This is a genomic window from Methylophaga sp. OBS1 (genome assembly GCF_026319365.1).
On the sequence record NZ_JAPDMS010000001.1, the window covers coordinates 878,735 to 895,014 of the forward strand.

Sequence of the window (16,280 nt, forward strand, 5' to 3'; positions counted from 1 at the left end):
ATTACGTAGATAACTCATCAATGGGTATCCGCTATGATGCCCGTTGAGCAATCTAATGTTTGAGACCCGGACAAGCATTAAACCTTTGTCAGGACAGCAGCATTGAACATAAACCAGGCCAAATCAATACATCCAGAGCCCGATGCACCACAACGTATTGTAAAAATCCGGCGTGATTACAATACCTGGGTGGCCAATGAAACGCTTGAAGATTATGCGCTGCGTTTCACGCCCCATTCGTTTCGTAAGTGGTCTATATTCCGTGTTTCAAATACGGCTCTGGGGGCGATATCCTTCCTCGTTCTCGAAGCAATCGGTGGCACTATCGCCATCAATTACGGTTTCAATAATGCCTTCTGGGCAATATTGACCGTCACTTTGATCATCTTCCTGACCAGCCTGCCCATCAGTCACTACGCGGCGAAGTATGGATTAGATATGGATTTGCTGACGCGTGGTGCGGGTTTCGGTTATATCGGTTCGACAATATCTTCCTTCATATACGCGACCTTTACCTTCATTTTATTTGCTTTAGAGGCCGTCATTATGGCGTACGCCATCAGCCTCTATTTTCCATTGCCAATTTATGTCTGTTATTTGATATCCGCCCTGGCAATTATCCCGATGGTCACACACGGCGTGACGTTTATCAGCCGAATTCAGATGGTCACTCAGCCGGTGTGGTTGGCAATGACCTTTATCCCCATTGGATTCATCCTGTTTAAGCACCCTGATGCACTGAGCGGCCTGGTTAATTTTGCCGGTGAGTCCGGTTACGACAGAGATTTCAACATTTATATGTTCGGCTCTGCGGTGGCGATTGGCATGGCCCTAATTCCCCAGGTGGGCGAGCAGGTCGACTTCCTGCGTTTCATGCCTGAAAAAACCAAATCAAACCGATTGAAATGGTATGCCGGCGTGGTTGCTGCCGGTCCCGGCTGGATCAGTATGGGCATGGTCAAGATGTTTATCGGTACTTTTCTGGCCTATCTCGCTGTCACAGCCGGCTTGTCTTTCGAACAAGCAGTGAATCCCACCTACATGTATATGGTGGCCTTCGGTGAGCTGATTGATAACGCCGATGTCGTGCTGGCAGTCACGGTGTTTTTTGTCGTGCTGTCACAAATAAAAATCAACATTACCAACGCCTATGCCGGCTCGCTGGCCTGGTCAAACTTTTTTGCCCGGCTGACACATCGTCACCCTGGCCGTGTGGTCTGGCTGATATTCAACGTGCTGATTGCCACGATGCTGATGTTGCTGGACGTGTTTCAGGCGCTGGAACAAATCTTAGGCTTGTATTCGAATATTGCGATTTCCTGGATCACTGCTGTCGTCGCCGATCTGGTCATCAATAAGCCTTTGGGTCTCAGCCCCAAAGGGGTGGAATTCCGCAGAGCCTATCTGTTCGATATCAACCCGGTCGGGGTCGGGGCCATGATCATTGCCTCGATACTGTCCGTGACCGCATTCCTTGGCGCATTCGGGCTGGAGGCCCAGGCTTTTTCATCCTTCATCGCGATTATCGTGGCGCTGATTGTCTCGCCGGTTCTGGCGTATTTAACCAAAGGACGTTTTTATCTGGCCCGTCAGCCTTACCAGTTTCATCAAACAACCGGTAAAGAAACCTGCAGTATTTGTGGCCGTGACTATGAGACTGATGATGTGGCGCATTGTCCAGCCTACCAAGGGCCCATTTGTTCTCTGTGCTGTAGTCTGGATGCACGCTGTAATGATGCCTGTAAGCCCCACGCCACGCTGAGTTCGCAATGGCAGACACTGGTGAATAAACTGCTTCCCAATAAATGGTCGAGCAGTGTACACAGTGGGTTGGGACATTATCTGCTGTTGTTGTCAGCCACGGTTATTTTGCTGGCAGCGATATTCGGGCTTTTATACACCCATATTTCGCTGACAGTGACAGAATATGCCGCGCAAATCATGCCCCAGATCATGATTGGCTTCACCAAGGCATTTTTTGCCTTGGTGCTGGTGAGTGCCGTGATCGTGTGGTGGATCGTGCTGGCCTCACAATCAAGAAATGCGGCCTACCAGGAGTCCAATCACCAGAATGCATTGCTGCAGCGAGAGATCCTGTTGCACAAAGAAACCGACGCCGAACTGCAACATGCCAGAAAAGTCGCCGAGGACGCGAACCAGGCCAAGAGTCGTTACATCACCGGGATTAGTCATGAGCTCCGTTCACCCTTAAACAGTATTCTTGGCTATGCTCAGTTACTCAACAACAGTGACCAGGAGAATGACAAAAACCGTCATGCCACCAAGGTCATTTTGCGAAGTGGGGAACATTTACTGTCGTTGATAGAGGGCACGCTCGACATCGCCCGGATAGAAAACGGCAAGCTTGAATTTGATCTGAAATCACTGCGGTTGCCGGATTACATTCAGCAAATCGTCAGCATGTTTGAAATCCAGGCCCGAAATAAAGGCCTGCAATTCAACTACACCGGGTATGAAGACTTGCCTGCCGTGGTTAAGGCAGACCATAAAAGGTTGACTCAAATTCTGACCAATATCATCGGCAACGCCGTGAAATACACGCATCAAGGCGAGGTATCACTGTATTTTAACTATGCCCGGGAGTTTCTGAATATCAAGGTGAAAGATACAGGCCCCGGGATATCCGCTTCAGAACAGGCACGAATTTTTGAACCCTTTGCCCGAGGCAACACCGCGACGGGAATTGGTGGCACGGGCCTGGGGTTGACCATTGCCAAGCTGCTGACCGAGTTAATGGGTGGGGTTATTGAACTCAAGAGTGAGCTGGGCGAGGGGAGTGAATTTGATATCAGGCTGTTTCTGCCGACGATTCGCAGTATTCAGCCGGAACATACTATCCCCAATAGAATGCCCGTCGCTTATGAAGGGGAACGCAAAAAAATCATGGTCGTTGATAACGACCCCGTCGATAGAGAACTGCTCAGTAACCTGTTGGTGCCATTAGGCTTTAATGTGATTGAGGCCGCCTCTGGGATGGAGTGTATAACGCTGTACCAGACATTAAAGCCGGATGTCATTTTCCTGGATCTGGCGATGCCGGAGATGGATGGCTGGGAAACCGCGCACATTATCAGAAATGTTCATTTCGCCACGGTCAAAATCTGCATTGTGTCGGCCAATGCCTTTGACAGGGGGCTTGAAAACTCATCGGGGATTACCGCCGACGACTTCATGCCCAAGCCGATTAACCTGTTTGAGTTAATCAATTGGCTGGAACGCGCGCTCGCTATTCAATGGATTCATAAAAGCGACGATAATAAAAAGCTGGCAAAGACAGTTATCCCGCCACCTCAGGAGACAATCAACAAGCTCATGAAGTTACTGGAAATGGGTAACATTACAGCCATCAATCAGTGTCTGGAAGCGGTGATACGGACATCACCCCATTGCCGGGACTTTGTTGAGACAATGAGCCCGATGCTGGCGTCATTTGATTTGGATGGCATCAAACAGTTTCTGGAGAAGTACTCAAATGAAAGATGAACAAAACGCCAGCGGCTTGGTACTGGTCGTAGACGACTTTCCAGATACCCTGGCTTTATTGCATGACGCCCTGATTGAATCCGGCTTTTCTGTTCTTGTTGCGAACAATGGCCCGTCCGCTTTGAAAATCTGCAACGAGGCAAAGCCGGATGTTGTGCTTCTGGATGCTGTCATGCCTGACATGGATGGCTTTGAAGTCTGTAAAGCGCTTAAAGCGGAACCGGAAACCCGGGGCATTCCCGTTATTTTCATGACCGGCCTCACTGAGCCTGAGCATGTTGTGGCCGGGTTTAATGCGGGCGGAATCGACTACGTGACCAAACCGCTGATTCCGGTTGAAGTGATTGCACGGTTGAACACCCACATGAAAACGTCTCGCCTCATGAGTCACACACAGGGGGCGTTTGATGCATTTGGTCAGGCAGCCTTGGCATTGTTGCCCGGCACGGACCGTATTATCTGGCAAACCGCGTTAGCCAAAAAACTGATGCAGGATTACTTTCCTGAGGGGCATTCGTATGATGGCTCTAAATTCTCCGAGTGGATAGCAGAGCTGGAACAGAAACAGCCCAAACAACGCAGTTCACTGGTCATTGAAAAAAATGCCAGTAAGCTGGTATTAACTGCTGCTGATATCCAGAGTGATGAGCAGTGGCTCATCCTGCTTCAGGAAGAGTCAGAAAAAGCACAAATAGAGAAGTTGAGAGCCACGTTTAATCTAACCAAACGTGAATCAGAAGTGTTGCACTGGGTCATCATGGGCAAAACAGATAAAACAATTGCCCAGATCCTGGGGAGTAGCCCGAGAACAGTCAATAAGCACCTGGAGCATGTATATATCAAGCTTGGCGTTGAAACCCGCACAGCGGCAGCATCCATAGCCATTAACAAGCTTCAGAGCGTGCCAGCATAGAGCTGTCTCAAGCACACAGACACAAAAAAGCCGACGCAAAGTCGGCTTTTTATTTAGCAGAGTGCTGACTTCAACTTACTTTGGGTTGTAGTCATCAAAACGCTCGATATATTCCTCGATGTTTTGCTCCATCATCTCTCTGTAACGCTGAGAGAAGTAATCCACCATTTTCTGCTTTTCTTGTTTCAGCTTTTCCACATCGTCAAACTGACGAACGGTGCTGAACACGTTGAAGCGAGCAGCAGAAAACAGCAGGGCTGCATTCACATTGTCGACTTCAGTTTCTGCATGCTGCTGGTTGGCAACCGCAATAAATTCGTCACAACGTTCCTGGAAGGTTTTTTCTTTTGGGGCGTTTTCGCTCATTTTCTCTCTCGTTAATAATCGTTTTAAGTTTTGCTCAGCCAAACAGTGACTTGATTCGATTGACCATAATTTTAACCCGGCTCAACAAGCATTTAACCACATTGCCATTGGCATGTTTGAAATGCTTCTTGAAGGGCTTTTTGACTTCCCAGGTGCCCTTGAAGCCATTCGGGAAAATCACCAAATCACCGGCTTTGAATGTCACTGCCGGACTGCCATCTTCCGGTGTCATCACACACTCGCCTTCAAGGATATAGGCATATTCCGTGGTGATAAATTTCCACGGGAATACAGAGACTTCTTTCTGCCAGGTCGGCCAGTGTTTAATGCCCAGTTTTTTGAGTTGTTCTTCGCTTGGATTAGGTTCTACGGTGATTTGTTTCAATTTATTTTCCTGATTAATCTCATATCGCCGGTCGATATGATTTCAGGGGAAGGTAGGTTACAAGATCAGCGTGTATTTTCATAGGCAACGATGCTATGGGACGTGTTTAAGAAGGTAGGTTGGGCTGAAGCATAAAGCCCAACAAACCCAGCAAAAAATAGAGAAATCACGTAGGTTGGGCTGACAAAGGAAGCCCAACAAATCACCGCTCACCAAAAATCCCCTCATCAACAGACTGAAAAAATCCCCAGTCCGGACTCAACAGTCCCTCTCTCATGTACCGATGAATACTTGAATAAGGCCAGTCAATGGCTTTGTCGACATAGCCATGCTTAACCGGGTTATAGTGAATGTAATCCACATGCCGCTCATAATCGGTTTCATCTCGAATGAGATGTTCCCAGAACCGGCGTTGCCAGATGCTACGCTCACGTTTTTTGATGTGACTCGACTTGAGTTTCTCAGTCTTGGCTAATGATCTTGAGAACGTTGATTTGATTAACATCCAACGTTTGGAGTAATTCGCATCGCCATCAGGCAAGGTCCACACTGCATGAAGATGATCGGGCAGGATCACCATGGCATCAATAGAGAAAGGATGTCTTTGTTTGACGTTATGCACACAACGCCGCAGTAAGGAAATATGTTCGGTCAGAAGCGATTGTTGCCGGTCAAGCAGATTAACCGTAAAAAAATAAGTGGCACCCGCCACATCCACACGTCGATAACGCATGATTCACATTCCTTGTGAAATTTAAAAAAATGTATTTGACGAATGTATCAGCCAAACACCAGACCTGCAAAATACGTAGGTTGGGCTGAAGCATGAAGCCCAACGTGGGTGAGGATTCAAACTTTGATTGTTGGGCTTCGTTCCTCAGTCCAACCTACCTTTGATTATCGGTCAGACTAGCCCAAGTCATTGCTAGGCCTCCAGACAAAGGTGTAGATTCACTCCTAGAACAATTACAGTCGCCTCTGTGCTGATTAAGTTTTACAAAAGGAAGCAACATGCAGAAGGTTTATAAGAAAGAGGCATTCAAGCTTCTCAAGCTTGGCGTTGTGGGATTTTTACTGGTCATTATTCTGGTGCTGGCAGGAGAGAAAATGACGGGTACAGAAATGGTGATATTGGCTATCACGCCTTATATCCTTTACCAGCTTTACTGTGTGTTTAATAGGACAAGACGAGCTAAGAAGAAGTAATTACCGGCGACTTGATTTCATCGTGCCTGACCCTGTGATTCTATTGCCTGGAACAATGTAGGTTGGGCTGAAGCATGAAGCCCAACGTGGGAGTAGGATACAAAGCGTGGAATTGTTTCGGTTGTTTTGATTGTTGGGCTTCGTACAAATTACCAATCTTTTAACTCATCAACTTCTTTTAATTTAGATTGCAGGTATTCTTTACTTGAATCACTCAATATTTCACATAAAGACTCTAACTCAGCTTTTATGTTTTCAGTAATGACTTTCGCGCAGTGCGTAGGGACGACTTCATCAGAATGAATTTTGAATTCAATTAACCCAGTTGCACTATATCCTGTTAGCGCACCAATACTGTATTCAGTCCCCAGTTCTAGCTCTTCGAATACTTCAGATGGAATGGGTTTATCAAGCGAGAATGACCTTTCAAAGACATATAGAACCACCATAGCTGCAAAATGCATTCTTGCAATTGTGCATCTAAAAGTACTCAGATCAGCCTCCTGCCTCATTTCACCATTCGAATTAGCATCTTCTGATGTATCTTTTGGCAGCCCTTGATAGCTTTTAGATAACGAGTCAATTTTGGAATGAATGTTCGTAAATTGCTTTGGAATGTCTTTTGTAAGATGTGCTATTGAACTTGAAGCACTCTGAATATCATGGATTGAATTTGAGAGAGTTGTATTCGCTTCAATAACTTTTTCAAGTTGGGTAGATTGCTTATTGCCAGAAATAATTGTGTAAAAAATAGCTAAAATTGCTAAAAGTAGGGATGATACTGTAAGGGCAAAAGATACTCTCTCGACTAAATGAGGCACTTCGTAGTAAGCAAAAGATATAAGCATTACGATAATGATGAGAAGGTAAGATATCCCGTATCTATAGTGAATCTCTCTATTCTTCATTAGAAATCCTTGATTCAATTTGGAAATCTCTTTCATTTATCAAAAAAAGCCGACTCAAGGTCGGCTTGTTATTCGATATCTTCCTAGTCCCATTTAAGACCAGCACCAGTCTGATACTCGGTGACTTTGGTCTCGAAGAAGTTCTTCTCCTTCCTCATATTGGCCTGTTCATCGAGCCAGGGCAGGGTGGCTTCGGCACCGGGGAACGGTTCTTCAAAGCCAAGCTGTTTGGCACGACGGTTAGCGGTGTAACGGAACTGGCCGTGATGCATTTCTTTTGAGTAACCCAGGATTGGGTCTCGCAGAATGTAGCCGGCATAAGTTTCTTCCGCTGCGTCAGCTTCTTCAAACATGGTCTGGATTTTCTTCGGATCCAGTTTGACGTTTTCTTCTTTGATAATCTGCTTGCAGACGCGGATGCCGAACGAGGCGTGCATGACTTCGTCACGCATGATGTATTGCAGCTGTTCGGCGGTGCCTTTCATGAGACCGCGACGTTGCAGGGCGAAGATCGGCGAGAAGCCGTTATAGAACCAGGCGCCTTCGAAGATGCCGCCGAAGAAGGCATAGGACATCACGAAGTTTTCCAGTTCGTCACGGTCACGCAGGTCGATATCACTGCGCAGCACGGTGTTCAGACGGTCATTGGCCAGTTTGATCTTCTGGTAAATCTCCGGCACCACGCGGTAGCGGTTGTAGATTTCCGACTGGTCCAGACCGATGGTTTCGATACAGTGCTGGTAGGTCCAGGTGTGCAGAGCTTCTTCATAAACCTGACGCGCCTGATAGATTTGCAGCTCAGGCGCCGCCATTTTTTCCATGACCGCCAGACCGATATTACGCATGGCGAGAATATCGGAGGTGGTCAGGTAGGACAGCACATTTTCATAGACGTGGCGCTCTTCCATCGTCAGCTTGTGACGATAGTCATGAACGTCCTGCGCCATGTTGATATCCAGTGGCGTCCAGTGGTTTTTGTTGGCGTTGAGGAAGTAGTTCCAGGCCCAGGGATACTTGAACGGTGCCAGCTGGTTAATGTCGGTGTCGCCGTTAACGACACGTTTGTCATCGACATTGACCGGCTTGGCGTTGCTCAGGGGCATCGCTTTGACCTCAGCCGAAGCGGGTGCTTCGGTGAGGTCATTGGCTGCAGGGGCTGCAGCTTCGGCCTGTTCTGCTTTCTCTTCTTCTTTTTTCGCCTCAGCGGTACCGGCTATCGGTGCTGAGAATGGATCATCCCAATTCAACATTACTGACATGCCTCGCAATCTGGTTCCAAAATTGAGCACGCTTTCGGTGCTTCCATACCTTCACCCAAAAACTCTTCGGCTTCGGCAACAGTGCTGGTCAGGGTCGCGCCAGTTGTGGCGGCACTGGCAACAGGCGCAGCGGTCGGGCCGGAGGCAACCGGTTTAGGACCACTTGGCTTTTCGGCTGACGGTGGCGGGGTTGGGGCCGAGCTGGTTTTTTCCGCACCGGTCGCACCCATCGAGCGCAGGTAGTAAGTGGTTTTGAGACCACGGACCCAAGCCAGTTTGTACAGGTTGTCCATCTTCTTACCTGATGGTTCTGCCATGTACAGGTTGAGGCTCTGTGCCTGGTCGATCCATTTCTGACGACGGGAAGCGGCTTCAATCAACCAGCGGGCATCCATTTCGAATGCAGTGGTGTAAAGCGCTTTCAGTTCATCAGGAATACGGTCGATGTCCTGCAGGCTGCCGTCGAAGTATTTCAGGTCGTTAATCATCACGTCGTCCCACAGACCGCGTGATTTCAGGTCTTCAACCATGTACGGGTTGATGACGGTGAACTCACCGGACAGGTTCGATTTGACGAAGATGTTCTGATACGTCGGTTCGATTGACTGGCTGACACCACAGATGTTGGAGATGGTGGCAGTCGGTGCAATCGCCATGGTGTTTGAGTTACGCATGCCCTGACGTTTGATCTTGTCACGCAGCATATCCCAGTCCATGGTTTTGCTTTCGTCCTGTTGCAGGTATTCGCCGCGGGCCTCTTTCAACAACTTGATAGAGTCGATTGGCAGAATGCCTTTGCTCCACAGGCTGCCTTCATAAGACTGGTACTTGCCACGTTCTGCAGCCAGGTCTGAAGAGGCTTCAATCGCGTAGTAGCTGACCGCTTCCATCGATTCATCAGCAAACTTGACCGCTTCTTCAGAGGCATACGGCATACGCAGTTTGTAGAGTGCATCCTGGAAGCCCATGATGCCCAGACCGACCGGACGGTGCAGCAGGTTAGAGTGACGCGCCTGCGGCACGCTGTAGTAGTTGTACTCGATGACGTTGTCGAGCATACGCATCGCAGTACGGATGGTTTTCTGCAGCTTCTCTTTGTCGAGATTACCGTTCTCGTCGACATGCTTGACCATGTTGACCGAGCCCAGGTTACAGACCGCAATCTCTTTGTCAGAGGTGTTCAGCGTAATTTCGGTACACAGGTTGGAGCTGTGAACGACGCCGACATGTTGTTGCGGGCTGCGGATGTTACAGGGATCTTTGAAGGTAACCCATGGGTGACCGGTTTCGAACAGCATGCCCAGCATTTTGCGCCACAGGTCGACGGCGGGCAGTTGCTTGAAGTTACGGATTTCGCCGCGGACGGCTTTTTCTTCGTACTCGGTGTAGGCCTTTTCAAATGCCAGACCGGTCAGGTCGTGCAGGTCTTCCACTTCTTCCGGTGAGAACAGAGTCCATTGACTTTCTTCAGCCACGCGCTTCATGAAGAGATCTGGAATCCAGTTGGCGGTGTTCATGTCGTGGGTACGACGACGATCATCACCGGTGTTCTTACGCATATCGAGGAATTCTTCGATATCGATGTGCCAGGTTTCGAGGTAGGCACAGACCGCGCCTTTACGTTTACCACCCTGGTTCACAGCAACCGCCGTGTCGTTGGCGACTTTCAGGAACGGGACAACACCTTGTGATTTACCGTTGGTACCTTTGATATGAGCGCCCAGACCACGTACACGGGTCCAGTCATTACCCAGACCACCGGCAAACTTGGAGAGCAGGGCGTTATCGCGAATCGCGCTGTAAATACCGCTCAGATCGTCAGGTACGGTCGTCAGGTAGCATGAAGACAACTGCGGACGCAGGGTGCCTGAGTTGAACAGGGTCGGGGTCGAGCTCATGAAGTCGAAGCTTGAGAGCAGGTTGTAGAACTCAATCGCCCGTTCTTCACGGTCGATTTCGTTGATGGCCAGACCCATTGCGACACGCATGTAGAACGCCTGTGGCAGTTCAAAGCGGGTGCCGTCATGGTGAATGAAGTAACGGTCGTACAGGGTTTGCAGGCCGAGGTAGGTGAATTCGAAATCGAGTTCCGGTTTCAGCGCTTTACCCAGCCGTTCCAGATCAAACAGGCCCAGTTCAGAGTCGACCAGTTCATGCTCAATCGCGGCATGAATGTAGGTTTTGAAATAGTCCGGGTAGATATCGGCCATTTCACTTTGCTTGGCTTGTCTGTAGGTTTTGTAGACAAAGCTCAGGGCTTCACGACGGATACCGTCCATCAGCAGGCGAGCGGCCAGAGTGCTGTAGGCGGGATCTTTTTCGATGAAGGTGCGAGCACCCATAACCAGGGCTTTTTCAACGTCAGACGACTTCACGCCGTCGAACAGGTTACGCTGGGTGTCACGCAGAATGCGGTCACGATCCACTTCTGCCAGACCGACACAGGCTTCGGTGATGAGATCGTGCAGACGGTCGATATCCAGCGGTTGGCGAGTGCCGTCAGCGGCGGTGACATGCAGGGTCGTCTCGTTCGCTGGTGAGGGATGTTTTTTCTCTTCTTCGGCGCGTTTTTCAGCTTGTTTCTCACGGTAAAGCACGTAAGAACGGGCCACTTTGTACTCACCGGCACGCATCAGTTGCAGTTCAACCTGGTCCTGGATGTCTTCAATGTGGACTGTGCCACCTTCGTCGAGACGACGCAGCAGGTTATCGGTGATTTGTTTGGTCAGTTCTTTAACGGTGTCGTGAATGCGACGACTGTCTTTGGCTGATTCGCCCTCGACGGCCAGAAAGGCCTTGGTCATCGCCACAGCAATCTTGCTGCTGTCAAAGTCGGTGACTTTGCCGTTACGACGGATAACGCTGTAGCCGCTTTCGGCAGAGGCGTTGTTAATGGATTGTGCTGGTTCGCTCGCCATAATGAATTCCCTGCATGTTTGGTGAAAAAACAAAAATCATGAAAACCACTAGAGATTGTGGTTTTGAAATGATTGAACCACAAGATAGTGTGTTTTTGAAGCCTTGGCAAGTGGAAAAGTTGCACATAAATTGTGCACTTTTTGTGGATAAGTAGCAGGCGATCCCGACGTAGCGTAGCAGGGGTGCCAGCTCCCGGGATTTGGGCGATTTTGGTGCTGAAAAAATATTTTTTTCAACGAGGCAAAAAAAGCAAATTTTGTCTGCCCTGAGTCAGGGGCTGGCAATCATACTGTCGCCGATGGCAGAAAACAACCACCGGCGACATCATTAATTATGAAGTTAAATTGTGATCAGAGTGTGTCAATCACAGAAATGGCTGCTGGGCTAAGCAGTTGCCGAGCACGCTGCTGATCATCACGATCACGTGCCTGGACAATCACTGCCCACTTATTGGCTTTTGTTGCTTCGATTGTTTCATTGATCAGCGGATCATGGTCAGGACGGAGCGTAAATGCGCCTGCGGCGATCAACCCCATAAATGCGCCGACCATACCCAGTGCCAGATACGTGAGTAATGGACTGGACTGAGTAAATGTTGGACCTATCGTGGTCACAACCGCAGCGATAATCACACCGGCAAGAAGGCCGACGGCGCCCAGAACATAGTGTGACAGGATCAGTTCTTTACCGATGGCCTTGGTTTCGGGTTCCAGACGGTCCTGTAGATGCGTGTCACCAGGTTTAAGTAACTGCACTTCAGCGGACTGGAAGTGACCCTGATCAATCAGCGATTCTTCAGCGTGTTTCGCTGTTTGTTCGGTTTCAAAAATCCCTGCAACGGTGTGTGGGCGTTTCTCTAAATTCATTTTCATATCTTTCATCATACCTCCTGAATGATTCGGGATATGCCCTTACTATGGGTGACAATAAAAAAGCCGCAGATATCCTTATCCACGGCAGGGGAAAAAACAGGGGCTTGCAGATTAGCGCTGGCTGACCTGGAACACACCGACCAGTTGCGTGAGTTTATGCGCCGTGTTGCGGACCATGACTGCGCGTTGCTGGAGGGCATCAATCGCCTGCGTCATCAAGCTGGCAGAATGACCGACATCGCGGGCGGTTTCTCCATGGATCTGGCTGTTCTGATCCAGTTGCTTGATAGTGGCAAACATCTGTTCTACCAGCTGATGCAACGCAGTATTTTCGGAGGAGGCTTCTTCGGTCTTTTTCAGGCTGCGATCGACATTATCAACCCCGGACTCCATGAATTTCACTGCTTCCAGCGTTTCCGCCTGCATGGTCTCGATCATCTTCTGAATTTCTTCAGCGGAGTTGGCAGTGCGTGACGCCAGGCCGCGCACTTCATCAGCCACCACAGAGAAGCCTCGACCGTGCTCACCGGCGCGGGCGGCTTCAATAGCGGCATTTAAGGCGAGCAGGTTGGTCTGGTTGGTGATTTCGGAAATGACGCCGATGATATTGCCGATTTCTGCGGTGCGGCTATGCAGGTTCTGTACTGCTTTGGCTGAGGTTTCGACTACATCGCGGATTTCCTGCGTGCCGTCCCGGACTGATTCAAACTGAATGCGGGCGTCGCGCACGACTTCATCCATCGCCTGTTTCATCGATTCTGCGGTACTGGAGGCATTGCCAATGTCATTAATCTGGGCCTCCAGCAGTTGCAACATCTTATCAATCGCGTCAGCGACTTCATTGGAGACCGTGAAGGCTTCGCGGTTGGTTTCCAGCATCGCTTCGTTGGTGTGGCTGACATTGCTGCTGGTTTTAATGACCTGACCAACAATGCCATCCAGGTTATCAATAAAGCTATTGATCCAGCGCCCCATATCGCCGGTCTCATCATTTTTCATCTGTCCGGTATCGAGCCGCTGGGCCAGGTTACCTTCCCCTTCGGCAATGGTGCGAATGACCTCCGTCATTTCATCCAGACGGTTGGCTAACGGGTTGGTGGTAAATGTCTTATAGAGCATGGCAATGATCACCAGCATCACCGTTGAGGTACCGGCGATGGCCAGATCCGGCAAATCAGTGAGAATGTGCAGCCCCGTATTGACGCAGAGTAGCGCTACCATGGCGTAGATGAAGCCTTTCATCAGGCTCACGTTAACTGAGCGGCGACGGTAAACCTCCTCAAGATCGCCCTCACACATCATGCCCCAGCGGTCCGGCGAACCTTTGAGCTGGAAGGTGACGCCTTTACCTATGACCGGGAAATGCCGGTAGTCCGAATAACCGGGGTAGGTAACAAACAGGTTATTGCCATTACGAATGGTTTCACGGACACCCGGGTGCAGTTGCCCGGTGGCGGGGTCGGTAAAGCGAATCTCAAATTCGGTGTGACGGTTGACTTTGACGGTGCCAAACTTGGTGTGAATGCCGCTTTTCAGGTTTTCACCGTGTGAGAAGGTATTGTCTTCGAAGCGCGAACGGGAGAGGGCAATACCCTGTTGAATGCTGGGGTCAAAACGTGAATCCACCATAAATATGTAGTTGTCGCCCGACTCCGGGTAAATATGGCCGGCTTCGCGCTGGATTAAATCACCCAGCACATCATTGGGTACCCGACCACATACCGCACCGAGAACCTCGCCATCCAGCACGACTGGCTGGTAGAACATCAAAGTCACTTCATCATGGAACTTGGAACTGGACGGGCCGATCTTCAATGTCAGCTCATCGACATAAGGGCCGTGCAGAAAAGCGTCGCTCAGCCCTTTTTCTACGGCTTTACGGTCGAGATCATTTTGTCCGTTGTGGGCGCTGTAGGTGGAGTGGGTGACGGTACCGCTGGTGTCAATGACAAACAGTTCGGAGAAGTCCGGCGCGGCTGCCATTCGTTCATTGAGTAGGTTGTTGCCGATATCAGGGTAGCTGCTGGCAACTTGTTCGGCGAGCAATTCCATTTGATCCCAGTGACTGGCGACCCATTGCTGCAGTAACTTGACGCGGGTTGCTGCAATGCCTTCAAAGGTTTTCTCAACAGCGCTGTAATTGTGTCGATTGAGAAAGCAGGAACGGGACATCGCCAGTTTGCCGGTACTACCAAACCAGGGTAACCATTTTTTCTCTGCCCGGCTCAGGTTCATTGTGTGGCTTTTGAGTTTGCTCATTGTGTTTCTCTTGTGGTCTATCCGAAACACACCGAGCAAATCCTGCGCCACCGGATTAAGCCGATGTTTTCATTCGGTATTCCGGCACACCGGTATCAGACCAGTGCACCGGAATAGTGCGAATGAGACTGATTTGTAATATTAATGGTCCAAATTAGTGCCGATATTTGTGATAAAAACCATTAACTTAAAATAGGTATTTAAAGTGCTGATATAACTTCTTTCACTTCATCAACATGTTCTTTTACTTTGACCTTGCGCCACTCATGACGAAGTACACCCGCTTTATCGATCAGGAAAGTACTGCGTTCAATGCCCAGGTGTTCTTTGCCGTACATTTTTTTGAGCTTGATGACATCGAATAATTGACAGACGGCTTCATCTTCATCAGATAACAGGTCAAACGGAAAGCACTGTTTTTCCTTGAAGTTTTCATGTTTCCTCAGACTGTCACGGGACACACCCACAATCACAGTATCGTGCTGGTCAAAAAATTCGATGTTGTCACGGAAGTTCTGACCCTCAGTGGTACAGCCCGGTGTGTTGTCTTTGGGATAGAAATAAATCAGCACATTTTTGCCTTTAAAGTCAGAGAGGCGGAAGGTTTTATCGCCGGTGCTGGGTACTTCAAAGTCAGGGACTTTTTGTCCCACTGCAACTTGACTCATCTGATCATCCTGTTTTGAAACGATTTAGGGAGAAACGTACCTTACACAATCATCGCTGATCTTGTCATCAACAGGCAGGCAAAGTACCATGCCTGTTATTTTTCCGGAGTCTCAAAGATTATGTATAGCGGCAGTATGGTAGCGCTTGTCACCCCGATGCATGAAGATGGTGCACTGGATGATGACAGCCTGCGAAAGCTGATTGAGTTTCATATCAGCGAAGGAACCGATGCCATCGTCGCTGTCGGCACGACCGGTGAGTCTGCTACTTTGAGCGTCGAGGAACACTGTGGTGTGATCCGCAAGGTGGTAGAGCAGGTTAACGGCCGCATCCCTGTATTGGCGGGTACCGGCGCCAACTCGACTTCGGAAGCGATTGAGCTCACTGAATACGCCAAAGATCTGGGCGCTGATGCGGCCTTACTGGTAGCACCCTACTATAATAAGCCTACCCAGGAAGGCATGTACCTGCATTTCAAAGCGATTGCTGAGGCAGTCGATATTCCGCAAATTTTATATAATGTGCCCGGCCGGACCGCTTCCGACCTGCTACCGGAGACAGTCGGACGTTTATCTGAAATCCGTAATATCCTTGGTATCAAGGAAGCCTCCGGCGATGTCTCCCGGGTGCAGCAAATCCGTCAGTTGGCGACGGAAGACTTTGAGTTGTATACCGGCGAAGACGCCAACACCGTTGACTTTATCCTGGCCGGTGGCTGTGGTGTGATATCCGTCACAGCGAATGTGGCACCGCGTCTGATGCATGATATGTGCATGGCTGCCATCAACGGCGACGAGGAGAAAGCACGGGAAATTAACCAGAAATTGGTTGCCCTTCATCAATTTTTATTTGTCGAGGCTAACCCGATTCCTGTTAAATGGGCGTTGGCTGAAATGGGAATGATTCCGAAAGGGATTCGTCTGCCCATGACGGTATTATCGGAAAAATACCATCAGTCAGTGCGTGAGGCCCTCATTACGGCGGGTGTTCTGAATTAGAATAAATGGGTGAACTTTATTA

General features: G+C 49.3%; 13 protein-coding genes. 4 read left to right on the forward strand and 9 right to left on the reverse strand.

The genetic code is table 11. The annotated features are described in order from the left end of the window. Positions 1-102 precede the first annotated feature (102 nt). On the forward strand, positions 103-3,504 hold the full coding sequence (locus OMQ46_RS04260; protein WP_266235553.1) for an ATP-binding protein: 3,402 nt from the start codon (positions 103-105) through the stop codon (positions 3,502-3,504). Further along, positions 3,494-4,417: a response regulator transcription factor gene (locus tag OMQ46_RS04265; protein WP_266235552.1), complete on the forward strand. Its 924-nt coding sequence runs from the start codon at positions 3,494-3,496 to the stop codon at positions 4,415-4,417. The genes OMQ46_RS04260 and OMQ46_RS04265 overlap by 11 nt, the downstream gene beginning before the upstream one ends. Before the next feature lie 75 nt (positions 4,418-4,492). Here OMQ46_RS04265 and OMQ46_RS04270 read toward each other — a convergent pair whose 3' ends face one another. The 3 genes from OMQ46_RS04270 to OMQ46_RS04280 all read right to left on the reverse strand — a co-directional run bounded on the left by OMQ46_RS04270 (position 4,493) and on the right by OMQ46_RS04280 (position 5,901). After that, positions 4,493-4,783, reverse strand: a complete 291-nt coding sequence (locus OMQ46_RS04270; protein ID WP_266235550.1) for a DUF3144 domain-containing protein — start codon at positions 4,781-4,783, stop codon at positions 4,493-4,495. A 34-nt stretch (positions 4,784-4,817) separates the two neighbouring features. Beyond that, complete coding sequence (locus tag OMQ46_RS04275) at positions 4,818-5,168, reverse strand: cupin domain-containing protein (RefSeq protein WP_266235548.1); 351 nt, start codon at positions 5,166-5,168, stop codon at positions 4,818-4,820. 202 nt (positions 5,169-5,370) lie between these two features. Continuing rightward, a complete protein-coding gene (locus tag OMQ46_RS04280) occupies positions 5,371-5,901 on the reverse strand; it encodes an REP-associated tyrosine transposase (protein ID WP_266235546.1) in 531 nt (176 codons plus the stop codon). 278 nt (positions 5,902-6,179) lie between these two features. Between OMQ46_RS04280 and OMQ46_RS04285 the strand changes: the two genes are divergently transcribed. Then, the gene (locus OMQ46_RS04285) at positions 6,180-6,374 is read left to right on the forward strand and encodes a hypothetical protein (RefSeq protein WP_266235544.1); all 195 of its coding nucleotides are present in this window, start codon (positions 6,180-6,182) and stop codon (positions 6,372-6,374) included. Between the two features lie 149 nt (positions 6,375-6,523). Here OMQ46_RS04285 and OMQ46_RS04290 read toward each other — a convergent pair whose 3' ends face one another. The 6 genes from OMQ46_RS04290 to bcp all read right to left on the reverse strand — a co-directional run bounded on the left by OMQ46_RS04290 (position 6,524) and on the right by bcp (position 15,259). Beyond that, positions 6,524-7,282: a hypothetical protein gene (locus OMQ46_RS04290; RefSeq protein ID WP_266235542.1), complete on the reverse strand. Its 759-nt coding sequence runs from the start codon at positions 7,280-7,282 to the stop codon at positions 6,524-6,526. Between the two features lie 83 nt (positions 7,283-7,365). Continuing rightward, a complete protein-coding gene (locus OMQ46_RS04295) occupies positions 7,366-8,532 on the reverse strand; it encodes a ribonucleotide-diphosphate reductase subunit beta (protein WP_266235541.1) in 1,167 nt (388 codons plus the stop codon). Continuing rightward, positions 8,532-11,459 carry a ribonucleoside-diphosphate reductase subunit alpha gene (locus tag OMQ46_RS04300; protein WP_266235539.1) on the reverse strand — a complete coding sequence of 976 codons (2,928 nt, stop codon included), beginning with the start codon at positions 11,457-11,459 and terminating at the stop codon, positions 8,532-8,534. Before OMQ46_RS04300 ends, OMQ46_RS04295 begins: the two co-directional genes overlap by 1 nt. Before the next feature lie 351 nt (positions 11,460-11,810). Continuing rightward, the gene (locus OMQ46_RS04305) at positions 11,811-12,332 is read right to left on the reverse strand and encodes a hypothetical protein (RefSeq protein ID WP_266235537.1); all 522 of its coding nucleotides are present in this window, start codon (positions 12,330-12,332) and stop codon (positions 11,811-11,813) included. Positions 12,333-12,443: 111 nt separating this feature from the next. Continuing rightward, complete coding sequence (locus tag OMQ46_RS04310; RefSeq protein ID WP_266235535.1) at positions 12,444-14,591, reverse strand: methyl-accepting chemotaxis protein; 2,148 nt, start codon at positions 14,589-14,591, stop codon at positions 12,444-12,446. Positions 14,592-14,791: 200 nt separating this feature from the next. Continuing rightward, positions 14,792-15,259 (reverse strand): thioredoxin-dependent thiol peroxidase, encoded by a 468-nt coding sequence (gene bcp / locus OMQ46_RS04315; protein WP_266235534.1) that lies wholly within the window; start codon positions 15,257-15,259, stop codon positions 14,792-14,794. Positions 15,260-15,379: 120 nt separating this feature from the next. Here bcp and dapA point away from each other — a divergent pair, with 120 nt between their 5' ends. Further along, the gene (dapA, locus tag OMQ46_RS04320) at positions 15,380-16,258 is read left to right on the forward strand and encodes a 4-hydroxy-tetrahydrodipicolinate synthase (protein WP_266235533.1); all 879 of its coding nucleotides are present in this window, start codon (positions 15,380-15,382) and stop codon (positions 16,256-16,258) included. Positions 16,259-16,280 lie beyond the last annotated feature (22 nt).

Excerpts from the sequence above, each read along its gene's own strand:
- OMQ46_RS04285 (WP_266235544.1), top strand. The coding sequence starts at position 6,180 with ATGCAGAAGGTTTATAAGAAAGAGGCATTCAAGCTTCTCAAGCTTGGC.
- OMQ46_RS04290 (WP_266235542.1), bottom strand. The coding sequence starts at position 7,282 with ATGAAGAATAGAGAGATTCACTATAGATACGGGATATCTTACCTTCTC.
- OMQ46_RS04280 (WP_266235546.1), bottom strand. The coding sequence starts at position 5,901 with ATGCGTTATCGACGTGTGGATGTGGCGGGTGCCACTTATTTTTTTACG.
- OMQ46_RS04270 (WP_266235550.1), bottom strand. The coding sequence starts at position 4,783 with ATGAGCGAAAACGCCCCAAAAGAAAAAACCTTCCAGGAACGTTGTGAC.
- OMQ46_RS04305 (WP_266235537.1), bottom strand. The coding sequence starts at position 12,332 with ATGAAAATGAATTTAGAGAAACGCCCACACACCGTTGCAGGGATTTTT.
- OMQ46_RS04295 (WP_266235541.1), bottom strand. The coding sequence starts at position 8,532 with ATGTTGAATTGGGATGATCCATTCTCAGCACCGATAGCCGGTACCGCT.
- bcp (WP_266235534.1), bottom strand. The coding sequence starts at position 15,259 with ATGAGTCAAGTTGCAGTGGGACAAAAAGTCCCTGACTTTGAAGTACCC.
- OMQ46_RS04300 (WP_266235539.1), bottom strand. The coding sequence starts at position 11,459 with ATGGCGAGCGAACCAGCACAATCCATTAACAACGCCTCTGCCGAAAGC.
- dapA (WP_266235533.1), top strand. The coding sequence starts at position 15,380 with ATGTATAGCGGCAGTATGGTAGCGCTTGTCACCCCGATGCATGAAGAT.
- OMQ46_RS04310 (WP_266235535.1), bottom strand. The coding sequence starts at position 14,591 with ATGAGCAAACTCAAAAGCCACACAATGAACCTGAGCCGGGCAGAGAAA.
- OMQ46_RS04265 (WP_266235552.1), top strand. The coding sequence starts at position 3,494 with ATGAAAGATGAACAAAACGCCAGCGGCTTGGTACTGGTCGTAGACGAC.